Annotated in this window: 17 protein-coding genes; 10 read left to right on the top strand and 7 right to left on the bottom strand. The window is 66.4% G+C overall.

Going from position 1 to position 17,380, the window contains the following annotated elements:
- Positions 1-19: 19 nt before the first annotated feature.
- The 3 genes from NUW87_RS08915 to NUW87_RS08905 are packed head-to-tail and all read right to left on the bottom strand — an operon-like array spanning position 20 to position 3,029.
- Positions 20-820 carry a TrmH family RNA methyltransferase gene (locus NUW87_RS08915; protein ID WP_269028137.1) on the bottom strand — a complete coding sequence of 267 codons (801 nt, stop codon included), beginning with the start codon at positions 818-820 and terminating at the stop codon, positions 20-22.
- Entirely contained in the window at positions 821-2,290 is a 1,470-nt protein-coding gene (locus NUW87_RS08910; protein WP_269028135.1) for an NCS2 family permease, read from the bottom strand.
- A gap of 58 nt (positions 2,291-2,348) precedes the next feature.
- Positions 2,349-3,029: a DUF3027 domain-containing protein gene (locus NUW87_RS08905; RefSeq protein WP_239217411.1), complete on the bottom strand. Its 681-nt coding sequence runs from the start codon at positions 3,027-3,029 to the stop codon at positions 2,349-2,351.
- Between the two features lie 39 nt (positions 3,030-3,068).
- Here NUW87_RS08905 and NUW87_RS08900 point away from each other — a divergent pair, with 39 nt between their 5' ends.
- Both NUW87_RS08900 and NUW87_RS08895 read left to right on the top strand, forming a co-directional pair.
- Positions 3,069-3,863, top strand: coding sequence for a glutaminyl-peptide cyclotransferase (locus NUW87_RS08900; protein WP_269028132.1), 795 nt, complete (start codon positions 3,069-3,071; stop codon positions 3,861-3,863).
- A gap of 11 nt (positions 3,864-3,874) precedes the next feature.
- A complete protein-coding gene (locus NUW87_RS08895) occupies positions 3,875-4,378 on the top strand; it encodes a DUF2771 family protein (RefSeq protein WP_239217413.1) in 504 nt (167 codons plus the stop codon).
- 15 nt (positions 4,379-4,393) lie between these two features.
- Here NUW87_RS08895 and NUW87_RS08890 read toward each other — a convergent pair whose 3' ends face one another.
- A complete protein-coding gene (locus tag NUW87_RS08890; protein WP_034999423.1) occupies positions 4,394-4,777 on the bottom strand; it encodes a cold-shock protein in 384 nt (127 codons plus the stop codon).
- Between the two features lie 253 nt (positions 4,778-5,030).
- Here NUW87_RS08890 and NUW87_RS08885 point away from each other — a divergent pair, with 253 nt between their 5' ends.
- On the top strand, positions 5,031-5,753 hold the full coding sequence (locus NUW87_RS08885) for a resuscitation-promoting factor Rpf1 domain-containing protein (RefSeq protein WP_239217414.1): 723 nt from the start codon (positions 5,031-5,033) through the stop codon (positions 5,751-5,753).
- A 248-nt stretch (positions 5,754-6,001) separates the two neighbouring features.
- On the opposite strand, the gene NUW87_RS08880 is transcribed toward NUW87_RS08885, so the two are convergent.
- The gene (locus NUW87_RS08880; RefSeq protein ID WP_034999421.1) at positions 6,002-6,196 is read right to left on the bottom strand and encodes a hypothetical protein; all 195 of its coding nucleotides are present in this window, start codon (positions 6,194-6,196) and stop codon (positions 6,002-6,004) included.
- A 53-nt stretch (positions 6,197-6,249) separates the two neighbouring features.
- Here NUW87_RS08880 and NUW87_RS08875 point away from each other — a divergent pair, with 53 nt between their 5' ends.
- Positions 6,250-8,307, top strand: coding sequence for a helicase-associated domain-containing protein (locus NUW87_RS08875; RefSeq protein ID WP_269028126.1), 2,058 nt, complete (start codon positions 6,250-6,252; stop codon positions 8,305-8,307).
- Here NUW87_RS08875 and NUW87_RS08870 read toward each other — a convergent pair.
- Positions 8,304-11,120 carry an FAD-binding and (Fe-S)-binding domain-containing protein gene (locus NUW87_RS08870; RefSeq protein ID WP_269028124.1) on the bottom strand — a complete coding sequence of 939 codons (2,817 nt, stop codon included), beginning with the start codon at positions 11,118-11,120 and terminating at the stop codon, positions 8,304-8,306. The two genes, NUW87_RS08875 and NUW87_RS08870, sit on opposite strands and share 4 nt — an antisense overlap.
- An 84-nt stretch (positions 11,121-11,204) precedes the next feature.
- On the opposite strand from NUW87_RS08870, the gene NUW87_RS08865 reads away from it, so the two are divergent.
- The 4 genes from NUW87_RS08865 to NUW87_RS08850 are packed head-to-tail and all read left to right on the top strand — an operon-like array spanning position 11,205 to position 14,033.
- Positions 11,205-11,462 (top strand): helix-turn-helix transcriptional regulator, encoded by a 258-nt coding sequence (locus NUW87_RS08865; RefSeq protein ID WP_063938196.1) that lies wholly within the window; start codon positions 11,205-11,207, stop codon positions 11,460-11,462.
- Positions 11,459-11,956, top strand: a complete 498-nt coding sequence (locus NUW87_RS08860) for a hypothetical protein (protein WP_269028122.1) — start codon at positions 11,459-11,461, stop codon at positions 11,954-11,956. Before NUW87_RS08865 ends, NUW87_RS08860 begins: the two co-directional genes overlap by 4 nt.
- Positions 11,953-12,831: an ABC transporter ATP-binding protein gene (locus NUW87_RS08855; protein ID WP_239217418.1), complete on the top strand. Its 879-nt coding sequence runs from the start codon at positions 11,953-11,955 to the stop codon at positions 12,829-12,831. Before NUW87_RS08860 ends, NUW87_RS08855 begins: the two co-directional genes overlap by 4 nt.
- Positions 12,831-14,033 carry an ABC transporter permease gene (locus NUW87_RS08850; protein WP_239217419.1) on the top strand — a complete coding sequence of 401 codons (1,203 nt, stop codon included), beginning with the start codon at positions 12,831-12,833 and terminating at the stop codon, positions 14,031-14,033. Before NUW87_RS08855 ends, NUW87_RS08850 begins: the two co-directional genes overlap by 1 nt.
- A 242-nt stretch (positions 14,034-14,275) precedes the next feature.
- On the opposite strand, the gene NUW87_RS08845 is transcribed toward NUW87_RS08850, so the two are convergent.
- Positions 14,276-14,506 carry a type II toxin-antitoxin system ParD family antitoxin gene (locus NUW87_RS08845; RefSeq protein WP_239217420.1) on the bottom strand — a complete coding sequence of 77 codons (231 nt, stop codon included), beginning with the start codon at positions 14,504-14,506 and terminating at the stop codon, positions 14,276-14,278.
- Positions 14,507-14,541: 35 nt separating this feature from the next.
- On the opposite strand from NUW87_RS08845, the gene NUW87_RS08840 reads away from it, so the two are divergent.
- Both NUW87_RS08840 and NUW87_RS08835 read left to right on the top strand, forming a co-directional pair.
- Complete coding sequence (locus tag NUW87_RS08840; protein ID WP_269028116.1) at positions 14,542-16,182, top strand: DNA repair helicase XPB; 1,641 nt, start codon at positions 14,542-14,544, stop codon at positions 16,180-16,182.
- 20 nt (positions 16,183-16,202) lie between these two features.
- A complete protein-coding gene (locus tag NUW87_RS08835) occupies positions 16,203-16,847 on the top strand; it encodes a DUF3239 domain-containing protein (protein WP_239217429.1) in 645 nt (214 codons plus the stop codon).
- Positions 16,848-17,380: the final 533 nt, after the last annotated feature.

Here is a 17,380-nt window from a genome sequence, read left to right as displayed (position 1 = left end):
TAGCGCGAGCTTGCGAGCGCTAGCGGTTCCTTTCGTAAAACGCGATCGCGGCGGACGTCGCCACGTTGAGCGAGTCCGTCCCCGGCGCCATGGGGATCTTGGCGCGCACGTCGGTGGCGCGCATCGCGTGCGGGGTCAGGCCCGGGCCCTCCCCGCCGACGAGGAAGGCCACCTTGTCGTGGCCCTGGATCGCGTCTTTCAGCTCGACGGCGTCGTCGGCCGGGGTGAGCGAGATGAGCCACCAGCCGGCCTCGCGCAGCTGCTCCAGCGAGCGCTGCCACGTCGTCGGCGTGCCGTCGAGGTGCGCGAACGGGGTGCGCAGCACGTGCCCCATGGACACGCGCACGGCCCGCCGGTACAGCGGGTCGGCGGTGGCGGCGCCGAAGAGCACGCCGTCGACGCCCATGCCGGCGGCGTTGCGGAAGATGGACCCGATGTTCTCGTGGTCGCCCACGCCCTCCAAGATCACGAGGGTGCGCGCGCCGTCGAGCACCTCGGCGACGGAGAGCGGCTCCGGCTTGTCGGCCGAAACCAGCAGCCCGCGGTGCATGTCGTAGCCGGCGACCTCACCCATGATGGCGCGGGTGATCTGGTAGACCGGCACGCCGCGGCGCTCGAGCTCGTCGCCGTAGTCGGCCATGAAAGACTCCAGCCGCCCGCCGAAGCCGAACACGGCGCGCACTGGGAAGCGGGATTCCACCAACCGTCCGGCCACGAGCGGCCCCTCGGCGAAGACCAAGCCCTTCTCCTTATCGGAGTGTTTCAGGTCGCGGATGTCGTCGAGGCGGGGGTCCGACGGGTCGTCGATAGGCACAAGCATTTAGCTCAGCGCCGCCATGATCGGGCCCTGTGCGAAGTACACCACGAACAGGGCGGAGATGAGCCACATGATCCAGTGGATCTCCTTCACCTTGCCGGCGAACAGGCTCATCAGGGTAAAGGAGATGAAGCCGACGCCGATGCCGTTGGCGATGGAGTAGGTCAGCGGCATGGTCACGATGGTCAGAAACGCCGGCAGGGCGATAGTGAACTCGGACCACTCGATCTGGCCGACCTGCATCATCATCAGCGCACCGACGACCACGAGCACGGGGGCTGCGGCCTCGATAGGCACGATCTCGTAGAGCGGGGTGAAAAACATCGCGACGAGGAACAGCACGCCGGTGACAACGTTGGCCAGGCCGGTGCGCGCACCGTCCGCGATACCGGCGGAGGAATCGACGAACACGGTATTCGACGATGCCGAGGTCGCGCCGCCGACCACAGCGCCGAAGCCTTCAACGACCAGGGCGCGCTTCATGTCCGGCAGCACGGCGTGCTCGTCGGTGAGCTCGGCCTGGCGGCCGAGTGCGGTCATGGTGCCCATGGCGTCGAAGAAGTTGGCCAGCACGAGGGTGAACACGAGCAGCGACGCCGAGATCACGCCGAGGTTCACAAACGCGCCGAACAGGTCCACGTTGCCCACGATGGACAGGTCCGGGATGCCGCCGAAGCTGTCCGGCAGTCCCGGCACCGCCATGCCCCACCCCTCCGGGTTATCTGCGGAGGAGCCGGCGCCAGTCAGCGCCTCGACCACCATGGCGATGACGGTGGTGAGCAAGATGCCGATGAACAACCCGCCGCGAACGTTGCGCACAACCATGAAGCCGCAGATGAACAGGCCGATGATGAACACGAACGTAGGCCAGGACGAGATTGAGCCGCCGGTGCCCAGCTGCACCGGCACGGTGGTCATGGCGGCGTCGGGGATGCGGCGGACAAAGCCGGCGTCCACAAGCCCGATGGTGGCGATGAACATGCCGATGCCCACGCTCATGGCCACCTTCATGGAATCCGGGATGGCGTTGAACACGGCGGTGCGGAAGCCGGAGACGGCCAGCAGCACGATGATGATGCCGTCGATGACCACCAACCCCATGGCCTCGGGCCAGGTCAGGCCCTGCTGCCCCACCATGGTCACCGCGACCAGGGTGTTGATGCCCAGGCCGGTGGCGATGCCGAACGGGTACTTGGCAATCACGCCGAACAGGATGCTCATCACGCCGGCGGCGAGCGCCGTTGCGGCGGCGACCTGCGGGATGCCCAGGACAACTCCTTCGCGGTCCGGGCTGGTGCCGATGATCAGAGGGTTGAGCAGCACGATGTAGGCCATCGCGAAGAACGTCACTACCCCGGCGCGCACCTCGGTGCCGACCGTGGATCCGCGCTCGCTGATGTGGAAGAAGGTGTCCAGCGCGCCGCGCGGCTGCGGCTGGTCCTTATGCAGTTTTGCTCCGGTGGTGGTACTCACGTCGCATTAGTGTCGCACCCTGCCTGCGAAAACACCAATCGTTGGGGCTCACCAACGATTATTCCGCCACGGTGGTGTCCGAGTGCGCCCCGCAGCCGTAGGAGGAGGCCACCACGTGCCCGTCCGCGGAGTACTCGTTCGCGCAGATGCCGAAGTTCTCGCCCACCGGCTGCTCCAGCGGAATGTAAAACGCGCAGGAGCGGCACGACAGCGCGGCCTTTTCGGCGAACTCGCTGTTGGGGCCGAACTCGCCGGTGCGCCAGCGCTTCTTCGCGTCCTCCAGGCCGGTGGTGGTGAGGTAGCGCTTGGTTTCGCGGCCGGTAAACGTGACGGCCTCGCGGGAAAAGGAGTCGTCGGTGACGCGGTCGTCGTCAGGCGAAAGCTCCATGATGTCGCCCGGTCCCAGGTCGCCGGGGCGCAGGCGGTCGGAGTACGGCACCCAGTCCGGCGCTTCGAGCGCGCCCTGCGAGGGCACGAGCGCGACCTCGTTGACGGTGACCCAGTCTGCGCCGTCGGCGCAGGCCACCACGGCGTTCCATTCCCAGCCTGCGTAGCCGGGCACGTCGGCGGCGAAACGGTGGGTGGCCACGTTGCGGCCGAGCCCCGTCACGCCGATGTGCTCGCCGACCTCCCCGTCGGCGATTTCGGCCAGCGCCTCCCGTGCAGTGGCGACTGCGTCGGTAGACAGCAGGGGGCTGCGCTTTCGGGGGTTGCGGGATCGGTTGTTGGATCGTGACACGGTTCCCCATTATTGCCCACGTGGTGCAGGATGGTTGCCATGGGTCGATTCACGCTTGCCGCCGTCTGCTCCGCGCTCGTTGTCTTGTCAGGCTGTTCCTCCCCCGAGACCGCGGGGCCGGACACGCAGCGCCTGTCCGCGCACGTCGAGGAGCGCCTGCCTTTCGACGACACCAGCTTCACCCAGGGCCTGGAGGTCGCCGACGACGGCACCATCTACGTCGGCACCGGCCAGGAGGGCGAATCCCGCCTGTACACGCGCACACCCGAGGGCGAAAAGTTACGCTCCGTCGATTTGGATCCGGAGTTCTTCGGCGAGGGCATTACGCTTCACGACGGCACGGTGTGGCAACTGACCTGGCAACACGGCACCGCAATCAAGCGCGACGCCGCGACACTGGAAGAAACCGGCCGGGCGAATTACGCCGGCGAAGGCTGGGGCCTGTGCTCCCGCGCCGACGAGGACGAGCTGATCTTCTCCGATGGCACGGCCGAGCTGCGCCGCATTGACCCGGAAACCTTCGAGGAGCGCGAGCGCTTCACCGTCACCATGGACGGCCAGCCGGTGGAGGGCCTCAACGAGCTCGAGTGCGTGGGCGACGAGGTGTACGCCAACGTCTTCACCACCACCAACATCATGCGCATCGACGCCGACTCGGGGAAGGTCACCGCCGTCATCGACGCCTCCGGGCTGGACAACAACGCCGCGCCCGACCCGAACAACGTGCTCAACGGCATCGCGCGCATCCCCGGCACCGAGGAGTTCTACCTCGCCGGCAAGCGCTGGCCCGATATGTACCGCGTGACGTTTAAGCCTGAGACCGCCGCCAAGTAGGATCGTGCGCCATGGCACCCAAACGCGCAGCAACCCAGCAGTGGAAAGTCCTGGCCATCGCCCTAGTTGGCGTGGTGGTGCTGGTGGGGGCGGTCTACGCCTTTATGAGCTACCAGCAGAACAAGCCGGGCACCCCGGTGCGCGACCTCGAAGTCGCCGTGGCTGCCGCCGGGCAGACCGAGCAGGTGCCCGTATATACAGTGTGCGAGCTGGACGTGGAGTGCCCCGGCGGTGAGCCGCCGAGCGTGCGCCTGCCCGATCAGGGGGACGTGACCTTCACTGTGCCCGGTGAGATCGAGCGCAACAGCTGGCGCCTGCTGCTCATCTACGACGACCCCGCCGCAAACACCGAGCGCGTGTTCACCTCCGGCGAGTCCGGCGAAGAAACCGTCCCGGCGGTGACCGAGTCCGGTGCGAAGCTCGTCGTCGCGGAGATTACAACCTTGGACATTGAAAAAGGCGACGACGGGGAAGAAACTCCCGTCATCGCCACGTGGTCTGTCGGCTTCGACTAGGCCGAAGGTGCGTCGCTAAGCGTCCAGCTCCCGAGCCACCGCCCTCAGGATCCCCGCAACCTGGCGGCCTTCCTTGCGGTCCGGGTAGCGGCCGTTGGTCAGCGCTGGCTGGACCTGCGTCTCAATCAAGGTCATCACATCCGCCAGCATGCTGCCCAGCTCCTCCGGCTTGCGGCGGTGCACGGGGCGACGCTTCGGCTCATCGAGCACTTTCACGCGCAGCGCCTGCGGCCCTCGGCGGCCGGCAGCGAAATCGAACTCGATGCGCTGGCCTGCGACCAGCTCGTCCACGCCGTCGGGGAGCACGGACTTGCCGATGAAGACGTCGTCGTCGCCCGGGTTGGACGCGAAGCCGAAGCCTTTTTCGGTGTCGTACCACTTCACCTTTCCAATAGGCATGGCATCCTCCTTTAAGGTTCCGGTACATGGCCCGCCCATTGCAGGCCAAAATAAAGGCTTTACACTACACCGTCGCCCCGAAAACCGCGACTGTGACTCAGAACACCAAAACTCGCCACGCCGTACACGACCTGCGGAAACGTGGGACTCAGATGCCGCACTAACACCATTCCGTGCCGCTTGCGTGACACAATCGTTACAAATGGTTAGGCTATCCCGAGAATTGGCGGTCAACGACGAGAGGAAACGAATCATGGGACGCCACTCCAAGAAGACCACCTCCACGGGCAAGAAGGCTCTGGCAGGTACCGCAGCAGTCGCAGCACTGGCAGGCATCGTCGCCCCGCAGGCAACCGCAGCACCGGATTCCGACTGGGACAAGCTCGCACAGTGCGAGTCCGGCGGCAACTGGTCAATCAACACCGGCAACGGCTACTACGGCGGCCTGCAGTTCAACTACGGCACCTGGCAGGCATACGGCGGCGGTGAGTTCGCCCCGACCGCAGACCAGGCCACCCGCGAGCAGCAGATCATCATCGCCGAGCGCACCCTGGCCCAGCAGGGCTGGGGCGCATGGCCGGCCTGCTCCGCGCGCTACGGCCTGAACTCCGCGCCGACCAACCGCGACGCGCAGGCAGCCCAGGCGGCTCCGGCACCGAAGCCGGCTCCAGCCCAGGCAGCTGCAGCACCGGCACCGGCAGCCCAGACTTCCTCCACCGGCAACGAGACCGATGAGCTGTACGCAAAGCTGCGCGACGCCATCAACGCCCTCGGTTTCCAGGTCCCGGCTACCGTCCAGGACAACTACGCCGCAAACCGCAACGACTACAACGCGTTCTACGCAGCTAACCAGCCGCTGGTGGACGCCGCACTGTCCGGCGACTACGCCAAGGTCACCCAGCTCGTCGGCTCCAACTTCAGCACCCAGGTCAACGACACCCTGGCTTCCCTGCAGCAGACTTACCTGCCGCGCTAAGAGCTACGCGCCAAAACCCCGCCTCCGGGCGGGGTTTCTTTTTGCCCACATCGCTGATCTGCTAGTTCGCCCAGCCCGGCAACGGCACCGAACTAGCAGATGAACCCACAGTTGGAATCAGTTTTCAATACCACCTGGGCAAACGGAAAGTTGGACACTTGATCTGCTAGTTGTCCAAACTCTTAAACACGCGAAAAAGGTGGCCCCACAGCACAGGGGCCACCTTCGGTGCCGTCGCTAAGCGAAAGCTAGCGGTTGATGCGCGTCGTCGGGTGGACGTAGCCGGTCTCCTCCGCCTTCAGCGGCAGGATCAGCTCGTCGCCGAACGGGCTCGCGGCGCCGGTGAGCTTGGAGGAAATCTCGGTGACCGGGTGACCGTTACCAGGGGTGTGCGTGGGCCACGCCGGGTTCGCGCGACCGATCTTCTCTACATCTTTAGCCATGCCCCTCATTCTTTCACGCCGGGCACGAAAACGCACGTAAACTCACCCCCGCAATGTCTACCTTCCCCGAATTCTTGCAGTCGCTTAGCGACGATCAGCTCCGCCTACTCATCCGCACCCGGCCAGATGCCTTCTTCCCCGCCCCGCCCTCGGCCGGGTCGTTGGCCACGCGCCTGGGCTTGCCCGGCTCCGCGTCGCGGGCGTTGCGCCAGCTCACCGCTGCCGACCTGGCAGTACTGGAGCGGCTCGCCGACGCCGGCGCGGAGCTGGACCCGGTGGACGCGAGCGAGCTCGGCGAGGTGGCGCACCTGCGGGAACTCGCCTTGGTGTTCGGGCCGGATAAGGAGCTGCGGATCTCCCCCGGCACGCTCACCGCGCTGCCCCCAGGCTGGCGCGTCACCGACAGCCTGCCGGCGGGCGCGGCCGAAGCGCTGGAGACGCTGCCCGCCCGCGAGCGCAAGGTGTTGGAGACCCTGGCCTCCTCGGGCGGGGTGGGCACCACCTCGGCGGCCGGGCCCGACGCGGACCCCGCGGCACCCGTGGCGAAGCTGCTTGCGGCCGGTTTGCTGGTGCGGGTGGACGCGAACACGGTGCGGCTGCCGCGGCCGGTGCGCGACGCGATGCGCGGGATCCAGCCGCGTGAGTTCCCGCTTCAGGCGCCCGCGCTGCCGGAGGTGGACCAGTCCGCGGTGGACGAGGCCGCGACCTCGGCGGGCTTGGACGCCGTGCGACAAATGCGCCAGCTGGTCATGGCGCTCATGGACCACCCGGTCGCGCTGAACAAGGACGGCACCGTCGGCGTGCGCGCCGCGGCGAACCTGGAAAAGGAACTCGGCTTCGACCCGAGGTTATTGATCACCATCGGCGAGGCGGCGGGCCTTGTCGGCCGCGGCAACGTCGACGACGAGGACGTGCTCGCCGCCACCCGCGACGCGTTGACGTGGATCGACGCCACGCTTTCAGACCAGTGGGCAATCCTCATGGTCGGCTGGGCCGCCTCCCCGTGGCGCGCCGACACCGCCGCGAAACTTCTGTCCGCGGACATGCACGCGCCCGCGGTGCGCCACGCCCGCACAACCATCCTGCGCCACGCGGGCAACGTCGACCAGTTACTGTTCCACGCCCCGCTGGAGGCCAGCGGGTTCTCGCCACAGCTCATCCAAGCGGTGGTGGATGAGGCCCAGTTCGTCGGCGCGCTCGCAGGCACCCCGCAGCCGGCGCAGTCCTCTCCCCTGCGGGCGCTGTTGGGCGGCCGTGATGGCGAGGACGTCGCCGCCGCGGCCAAACAGCTCGTGCCCGCGTCCGTCGACACGCTGATTGCCCAGGGCGACATGACAATGCTCGCCCCGGGCCCGCTCGAGCCGGACATGGCGTCGTTTTTGGAGCGCATCGCCGAGCTCGAATCGCCGGGCCTGGCCAGCGTGTGGCGGGTCACGGAGGCGTCGGTGCGCCGCGGCCTGGACGGCGGGCTCACCGCCGAGGAGGTCCACACCTGGCTGGGCCAGCACGTCATGGGCGAGGTGCCGCAGGCAATCGCGTTTCTTGTCGACGACACCGCCCGCACCCACGGCGCCATCCGCGCCGGCAGCGCGCTGAGTTACATCCGTTCCGCGGACCCAGCGCTGATCGCCACCGCCGCCGAGCGCTGCGGTCTGCGCGTCCTCGCCCCCACCGTCGCGGTGTCGGACCAGCCGCTGACCAAGCTCATGGCGCAGCTGCGTGCGGCCGGGATGCAGCCCACCGCGGAGGACAACACCGGCGCGACGCTGAACATGGCGCCCGAACCCGCGCTGGTCGCCGCTACCCCGTCTACCTTGCCGCGCACCCCAAAGGCCACCGAGGAGCAGGTCGAAGCGATCGTGGCCAAGCTGCGCGCCGATTCCGGCTCCGACGCGGACGCCGGGGCCGGCGACATCTTCGAAACGCTGCGGGCGGCGGCTCGAGCGAAGCGGCATGTGGCCGTAGGTTTCGTGGATAAGCAAGGGCGCGGCCGCACGCTCACTGTGCTGCCGCTGAGCGTGAGCGCGGGGCAGGTCGACGCGCTCGACGAGGCCGCCGATCGCGTGGTGCGCATCGCCCTGCCGCGCATCACCAAAGTGGTGCTGGCTTAGCGGCTGACGCGCTCCAGGATTTCCAGGATGTGCTCGTAGTCCTCACCGGTCGCCGCGGTCAGGCCCAGCTCGCAGGTGCGGTTGGACGACGCATGGCAGGTCGAGTCCAGCTCGGCCGCCTGCGCCGCCTCGCGCTTCGTCGCGGCGTGGGTCAGCTCCGGGTGCAGCATGCCGCGGTCGCCCGCGTAGCCGCAGCAGTTCCACTCGGCGGGCACGCGCACATCTTCGGCCGCGGCGTCAGCGACGCGCGCCAGCGTATCGACGATCCCAAGGTGCGTCGCCGAACACGTCGGGTGCAACGTCACAGAGTCCACCTTCTGCTTCACGTCGAGGCGCTCGAGCACCTGGTCCTCGACGAACTCGATGGCATCGATGACGGTGATGCCGATGCCCTCGGCCATGTCGCGGAAGCCGTGGGTGCAGCTGGACGCGTCCACGACCACGGGCAGGCGCCCGCCGTCGGTGGCGGCGATGAGCTGGTCGTTGACGCGGCGCTGCATGATGTCGTGGCCTGTGCTCATGCCTTTCGACGCCCACGGGGTCCCGCAGCACATCCCGTCGATGCCCTCCGGGACGGTCAGCGCGAGCCCGGCGCGCTCGACCAGCTTCGCAAACGCCTCGGAGGCGCCCACGCCCTCGCCCTGCGGCCCGAACATGGAGTTCACGCAGGCGGGGACAAACACGCCCGCCGGCTCGGCGCCCGGCGCGCCGATGCGGGTGCCGAACGCCTTGGAGCGCTTCACCCCGCCCTTGGACAGTTCGGGGCGGTATTGCGGCACCGTGTCATCGCCCACCAGGGCGCGGGCGACGTCGGTGACCTTCTGCACCAGCTTCGTCGGCAAGTAGTAAGCACCGGTCAGCGCCGCCGAGGCCAGCGTGTTGCCCGGGCCCCACGCCTTCGCTGCGGCCGCCCAGCCGGCGGATTCCGCAGCGCCCGCCTGGCCGCGGCGCAGGGATTTAATGAACTTGCCGGTGTCGATCTTCACAGGACAGGCGGTGACGCACATCGAGTCCACGGCGCAGGTGTCGATGCCGTCGTACTGGTATGCCTCGTCGATGTGCGCAACCAGCTCGGTGTCGCCTTCCTGGATCGCCTTCGCGCGGGCGCGGCGCACCACGATGCGCTGGCGCGGGGTCATGGTGATGTCGCGCGAGGGGCACACCGGCTCGCAGTAGCCGCACTCCACGCACGAGTCGATCTCGTCTTCCACCTGCGGGTTGAGCTTGAAGTTCTTCATGTGCTCGCGCTCGTCGTCGGTGATGATCACGCCCGGGTTCATCACCCCGCGCGGGTCGGCGGCGCGCTTGAGCTCCACCATGACCTCGTAGAGTTCCTCGCCGTACTGGCGGCGCACGTACGGCGCCATCACGCGCCCGGTGCCGTGCTCGGCCTTCAGGTTGCCGCCGGCGCCGAGCACGAGGTCGACCATCTCTTCGTTGAACCCGTCGTAGCGGGAGAGGTTCTCGTCGCCTTCGAAGCGGTCGGTGATGAGGAAGTGGATGTTGCCGTCTTTGGCGTGGCCGAAGATGACCGCGTCGTCGTAGCGGTAGGCGTCGAAAAGCTGCTGCAGCCCGCCGCACGTGTCCGCGAGGTCGCCCACGGGCACGGCGATGTCTTCGAGCAGCGCGGTGGTGCCGGACGGGCGGGCCTCCGCAACCTGGGCGTAGAGGCCCTTGCGGAAGGCCCAGGCCTTGGCGGCTTCGGCGGCGTCGGTGGTAAACGCCGCCGGGGTCTGCAGGTCGAAGCCTTCCAGCAGCTTCGCGCCGGCGGCCTCGTATTCGCGCAGCTCATCCGCCTCGTTGGCGTGGTACTCGATGAGCAGCGCCGCCTGGCCGGACAGTTCGAAGCCGGTGATCTGCTCCGGCACCGAGTCGAAGGTGCGGCCAACCTTGATGGAGCGCGAATCCATTAGCTCCAGCGTGGCGGCCTTCGAGTCGAACAGCGCGGGCAGCGAGCGCGTCGCCGCGTCCAACGTCGGGTACACCGCGATGGTGGTGGTCTTCAGCTTCGGCACCTCGATGGTGCGCAGCACGGCCTCCGCGATGAACGCGAGCGTGCCCTCGGAGGCGACCAGCAGGTGCATGAAGATGTCCAGGGGCGACTCGTAGTCCAAAAACGCGTTGAGGCTGTAGCCCATCGTGTTCTTCAGCGCGAAGTGGCGCTCGATGGTGTCCACGGATTCCTTGTTCTCCCGCACGCGCCGCTTGAGGTGCTCCAGCTTTGCGACGAGCTCCGCCTCCTCCCGCGCAAACTGCGCCTCCGCGTCCTGATGCGCCGTGTTGATGACGGTGCCGGAAGGCAACACGAACGTCATCGATTCGATGGTGTTGTAGGTGTTGTACTGCGTGCCGCAGGCCATGCCGGAGGAGTTGTTGGCGATCACGCCGCCCATCGTCGCCGCGCCTTCGGACGCCGGGTCCGGGCCGATCTTGCGGCCGTACGGGGCGAGGTGGGCGTTGACTTGGCGCACCGTAGAACCGGGCTGGACGCGCACCCGCGCGCCGCCGTCGAGAACCTCCACGCCGCGGAAATGCTTGCGCACGTCCACGAGCATGCCCGCGCCGCCGGCCTGGCCGGACAGGGAGGTGCCGCCGCCGCGCAGCACCACAGGGGCGCCGGAGGAGGCGGAGGCGCGGAAGGCCGCCGCCACGTCGTGGGCGGTGCGGGCTTCCACCACCACGTCCGGGGTGTAGAGGAAGTGCGACGCGTCGTGGGCGTACTTGATCCGGTCGATCGGGCGGGTGGAAAGCGCCTGGTCGGAGCCGAGCTCGCGGGACAAATGCTCTTCAGGGGAGGAAATGGTTGTGGTCATAAATCCATGCTAGCCCCCTGTGAATCCGCGGAATGCATTTCATAACCATTGACAGAGTGTTGGGTTTATACAACACTTCATTGCGTGTCGCCGAAGAAATTACCCAAAGACCCGATCTATAACCGGGTCCGCGTCCTGCGCGCGGAGCACGACATGTCACGCGCCCGACTCGCGGAACTTATCAACGTCAACCCGCAAACCGTCGGTGCACTCGAGCGCGGTGACCACTCCCCCAGCCTGGACCTCGCCTTCCGTATTTGCGAGGTCTTCGGACTCCCCGTGGAGGCCGTGTTTTCGCGCACCGAGTTCGCCCCTATGTCGAAGGAGCTGTACGCCAAATGAGTCGCATCGACACCGTCCGCAAGCAAGACCCGCTTAATGCCAAACGGTTCCGCAATCCTCGCGACACCCGGTTACTGATCACGGTGGTTTTTGCGGGCATGCTCGTCTCTTTTGCCTGCATGGCATATCAAATCGCGTTCGGCTTCAACTGGTGGCCGAACGCGATGTGCCTGGTAAGCATCGCGGTGAGCATGTGCGCGTGGACATTTCTCCGCTTGGCCAACGAGATGAAAGACACCGCACCCGAGGAACAATTGGACGAGTACGAACGGGTGGTACTAGCCACGTGGCGAAAGCGCTCCCTCAAGCTGTTCTCCGCTCTCGTCGGTTTGGGTGGTATTGCGTTTCTGGCTGCGGGCCTATTTATGGGCGACGACTTCGACCTCGGACTGATCGCCGCCGGCTACTTCATGTTGGCGACACAACTTATCGCCACCCCGCTGCCAATGGTCGGCTATGCCGTAACCTTCAACCGCAAGGAGGATGACAAGTGACAACGATCGAAATCCGCAATCTGAACAAGCGCTTCGGCGACGTCCAAGCCCTCGACGGCATGAGTTTCACCGTCCACGACGGCGAGATGTACGGCTTTGTCGGCTCCAACGGCGCCGGCAAGTCCACCACGATGCGCATCGCGCTCGGCGTGCTCGCCGCCGACTCGGGCGAGGTGCTCCTCGACGGGCGCCCGCTTGACGACGACACCCGCCGCCGCATCGGCTACATGCCCGAGGAGCGCGGCCTGTACGGCAAGGAAAAGATCCTGGACCAGCTGGTCTTTCTGGCCAAGCTGCACGGCGTCGACGGCAAAGCCGCCAAGAAGCACGGCACCGAGCTGCTCGAGCAGCTCGGTCTCGGCGAGCGCCTGGGCGACAAGCTCGACGACCTCTCCCTGGGCAACCAGCAGCGCGTCCAGCTCGCCGCGTCGCTTATCCACGACCCGGACATCCTCATCCTGGACGAGCCGTTTTCCGGCCTCGACCCCGTCGCCGTGGACGTGATGAGCACGATGCTCACCGACCGCGCCCGGGCAGGTGTGCCCGTCATCTTCTCCTCCCACCAGCTGGATCTGGTGCAGCGCCTGTGCGACCGCATCGGCATTGTCACCCGCGGCCGCATGGTGGCCGAGGGCACCGTCGACGAGCTGCGCGCCCACGGCCCCATCCGTTTCAAGGTGGGCACCCAGGCGCGCGGCTGGATCCCGGAGGGCATTTCGCTTATCGACGACTCCGCCACCCACGTCATTCTCGAAGCCCCGAGCGTCCAGGACGACCAGCGCATCCTGCAGGCCGCCATGGCCGCAGGCCCCGTCCACGAGTTCACCCGGGTCGTGCCCGACCTGGCCGACCTGTTCAAGGAGGTTGTGCAGTAATGGCTACACAAAACACCTACTCACCCATGCACACGATCACCACCACCGCGGCGCGCGAGATCCAGATTTTGCTGCTGAAGAAGGGCGTGATCATCACCTTCGTCATCCTGCTTCTGGCCATGGTCGGCTTCATCGGCTTCGCCTCCTGGCAGAAGAACAAGGACGACGCTGACGGCGGCGATGCGAAGACTGCGGTGGCGACCGTAGGCGTCGATAAGCAATTGCTCGACGGCGCCGGGTACGACGCCCACGAAACTACGAGCCGCGACGACGCAGTGCAGTTGGTGCGCGACGGCGACGTCAAGGCCGCGCTGGTAGCCGAGGGCGACCAGTGGGAAGTCATCTCGGACGGCACACCGTCGGCGGGCATTATGGAGGGAATGAAGACGCTCGCCGATAGCTACACCCGCGCCGAAACGCTCAACACGCTGGGCATTTCTCCCGCGGATTACGAGGCGGCCTCCCCAAACATCGACATCGTGCCGGTGGACGTGGACGAGGCCAGCGGCGAGGACTTCGAGCAGCAACTGCTTCGCGTGCTCACCACATTCGTGGCGCTGATGGTGGTGATCTTCACCGTGATCACCTTCGCCGCCCAGGTGGGCAGCCGCGTGACAGAGGAGAAGTCCTCCCGCGTGGTGGAGCTCGTGCTCGCGTCGGTGCGCCCCCTGGACTTCTTGGCCGGCAAGCTGCTGGGCACCCTCGTGCTGGGCTTCGTCGCCACCGCCGTGCTGCTCGCGGTCGGCGGCGTTGGGCTGAAGGTCTCCGGGCTCGTGGACGACATCGCGTTCGACTGGTCCGTCCTCCCCGTCCTGTTGATCGCGTGGGCCCTGGCGATGCTTTTCTTCGGCGCCCTCTACGCCGCGGCGGGTGCGATGGTGCAGCGCACCGAGGACCTGCAGTCCACCCAGATGCCGATCCTGCTGCTCATCATGGCTTCCGCGTACATCCCCGGCTTCGGCTGGATGAGCACCGATGCCACCTGGATGCAGGTGATGAGCTGGATCCCGCCGTTTTCCATTTTCGCCGCGCCGCTGTCGTATGCGGCCGGGGACTTCACCGCGGCGCAGCTGGCTGGCTCCTTCGCCCTCGCAGCACTCGCGACGGCGCTGGCGGTGTGGGTCGCCGCCCGCATCTACAAGCGTTCGATCCTGAACAACGGCAGCGTGACCAAGTGGTCGCAGCTGCTGCGCAGGGGCTAGCGTGTAGCTGTTGGCGCTTTGAGCCAACCGGTATCGTCGGCATACGAGAGAACAGTTCAGGAGGACACTTTGAAGACGACTAATATTTTGAGTTTGGTCTTGGCTCTAGCTTCCATTTCTGTTCTCGTGACGGATTCTGCCCCTAAGCTTGTTCCTCTGGCATTGGCTTCCCTAGCACTTATTGTGTTTTCGCTGGGATCTGAGAAAACGAAAGAACCTCGCTAGTTGGTGCTGCACAGGGGCTAGGAGCGCCCGCGCATTTTGGCGATGAACTGCTCGGCGTCGAACTCGGCGCCGAGTTCTCCTTTTTCTACGGCGAGTTTGAGCGCGTCGAACTTCTGCTCCCGCTCCTCCACCAGCCGCAGGCCTTCGCGCAGCACTTCGCTGGCGGAGGCGTAGCGGCCGTCCTGGATGAGCTGGGCGATGAACGTGTCGTAGCGTTCGCCGAGTACAACTGAAGTGTTCTTAGCCATACACGGCACGCTACCAACATTTAGGAGTAGATCGCATGGCTCTCGGCGACGGCCCACTGATCGTCCAGTCGGACAAAACCGTCCTGCTCGAAGTCGCGCACCCGGACGCGCCCAAGGCCCGCGCCGCGCTCGCCCCGTTCGCGGAGCTCGAGCGCGCGCCCGAGCACATCCACACCTACCGCATCACCCCGCTTGCGCTGTGGAACGCCCGCGCCGCCGGCTTCGACGCCGAGCAGGCCGTGGACGTGCTCGAGCGCTACTCCCGCTTCCCCGTCCCACAGCCGCTGCTCGTGGACGTCGCCGAAACCATGGCCCGCTACGGCCGCCTCAAGCTGGTCAAACACCCCGCCCACGGGCTGATCCTGGAGGCGGACGACCCCGCGATCCTCACCGAGGTCACCCGCTCGAAGAAGATTCAGCCACTCATAGCCAAGCCTATCGACGACACCACGGCCCCCGTCCACCCCTCCGCCCGTGGCCAAATCAAGCAGGAGCTGACCAAGCTGGGCTGGCCCGTGGAGGATCTGGCCGGCTACGTCGACGGCGAATCCCACCCGATCGCGCTGAACCACGACGGCTGGCAGCTTCGCGACTACCAGCAATACGCCGCCGAATCCTTCTGGGAGGGCGGCTCCGGTGTTGTCGTCCTGCCCTGCGGCGCGGGCAAAACCATCGTCGGTGCGGCGTCGATGGCGCAGGCACAAACCACCACCTTGATCCTGGTAACCAACACCGTCGCCGGCCGCCAGTGGCGCGACGAGCTGCTGCGCCGCACCACGCTCACGCCCGAGGAGATCGGCGAATACTCCGGGGAGAAAAAGGAGATCCGCCCCGTCACCATCGCCACCTACCAGGTGGTCACCCGCAAAACCAAGGGCGAATACCGCGCACTCGAGCTCTTCGACTCCCGCGATTGGGGCCTGATCATCTACGACGAAGTCCACCTCCTGCCCGCGCCGGTGTTCCGCATGGCCGCGGACCTGCAGTCGCGCCGCCGCCTGGGGCTTACCGCCACGCTTGTGCGCGAGGACGGCCGCGAGGACGACGTGTTTTCGCTCATCGGCCCCAAGCGTTACGACGCCCCCTGGAAAGAACTCGAGATGGCCGGCTACATCGCCACCGCCGAATGCGTCGAGGTCCGCACCACACTTACCGACGAGGAACGCCTCACCTACGCCACCGCCGAGACCCGCGAGCGTTACCGTCTGGCGGCGTGTTCGGCGGGCAAGCTGGAGGTCGTCGATAAGCTGCTGACAACGCATAAAGGCCAGCAGACCTTGATCATCGGCGCGTACGTGGAGCAGCTCGAGGAGATCGCATCGCGTATCGACGCCCCGCTGGTCGACGGCAAAACCACCACCAAAAAGCGCGAAGCGGCCTTCCGGGCGTTCCGGGACGGCGAGATTTCCACCCTGGTGGTGTCGAAGGTGGCCAACTTTTCCATCGACCTGCCCGAAGCCGCCGTGGCCATCCAGGTCTCCGGCACCTTCGGCTCCCGGCAGGAGGAGGCCCAGCGTTTGGGGAGGTTGTTGCGCCCGAAGGCCGACGGCGCGGAAGCGGTGTTCTACACCGTCGTCGCCCGCGACACCCTCGACTCCGAGTACGCCATGCACCGGCAACGCTTCCTCGCCGAACAGGGCTACGCGTACCGGTTGGTCGACGCCGCCGACCTTTAGACTTGTATGCCATGAGTGGCATGAAGGTATTCAAGTTCGACGTCGACGAGGAGTTTGCGAAGCAGCACAACGAAATGGTGCGCGACACCCGCAGCCTCGTCGCATCCGGCATCGCGATCTTTGTCATCTCCCTGATCGTCGGCGTCGCCGTGTGGTTCCTGGTGGACCCGTCCTCGCCGTGGCACTGGCTCGGTAGTTTCGGCGCCGTCCTGTTCGGCATTTTGATGCTTGTAGTCGCGCTTCTGATTCCGCGCAGCGTGGGAAAGACCCAGGAGATCTACGACTCCAACCCCCTCGCCCCCGCCATCATCACGGAGCGCGCCGGCACGACGGTGACCCTGACCGCGCTGGTGAACCTCAACGTTGATCCTGCCCTTCCTCCGCGCTGGGCTATCACCTCCCGAGTGATGCAGCCGCTGCCGAACACCTCCGACAAGGTGGGCACCAAGGCGCCGGTCGCCGCCGTGGGCGCACAGCGTTCCGCCCGCGACCAGCAGCACTGGCAGACCATCACGCCCATGCCGATCGCCTGGGGCACGCCCGACGAGGCCGTGGTCACCTCGGCCCGGAAGTCGATCCCCCAGGATCAGTGGTCCACGCTAGAGCGCGCCCGCAAGAAGGCCGACCTCGTCGAGCGTTCCAAGAACTCCCTCGTGGAGCTCTAGCGCCTTTGTTTCCGGGGGGTTGGTGGAAGAATCCGGTCAGGGCGGTTGCGTGATCACACGCCGGTTCGTGGGATGCCGGCGCTGGGGGTGCCGGGCTCGGTAGTTCGTGGGGTGCACCAATGATGGGTGGTGGGCCGGTTGTCGGCAATGCGGATGTTCGCGGGGAGCGGTTTTCGTAAATGTTGACGAGTCGGCCGTTTTCGGCCGCTGTGTGTCCAGGTGGGAAATCGCCGGTGTGAACTTTTGCGAGACCGCCAGCGACATGGTCCGTGGGTAAGCACCCATTGTTGGTGCAGGCGTGGTTGTCCGCAATGCGGAGTCGGGCCCCTATCTGCAGTTCGTGGGAGCGCACCAATCATGGGTGCGACCGTGGTTGTCCGCAAGGCGGAGTATCGCCCCTGACCCGGTAATTGGTGGGTGTGCACCAATGATGGGTGGTGCTGGGGTTGTCCGCAATGCGGAGTGTGGACCGGTCTCGGGTTGTTGTGGGTGTGTTGTTGGTCGAGTGGTGGAGGTCGAGTCCGTCGGTGCAG

Origin of the sequence: Corynebacterium pilbarense (assembly GCF_026930265.1) — a bacterium.
In the GTDB taxonomy this organism is placed as follows: Bacteria; Actinomycetota; Actinomycetes; order Mycobacteriales; family Mycobacteriaceae; genus Corynebacterium; species Corynebacterium pilbarense.
The sequence above is the reverse complement of the archived record's forward strand: the minus strand, read 5'-3'. Positions and strand labels throughout refer to the sequence as shown.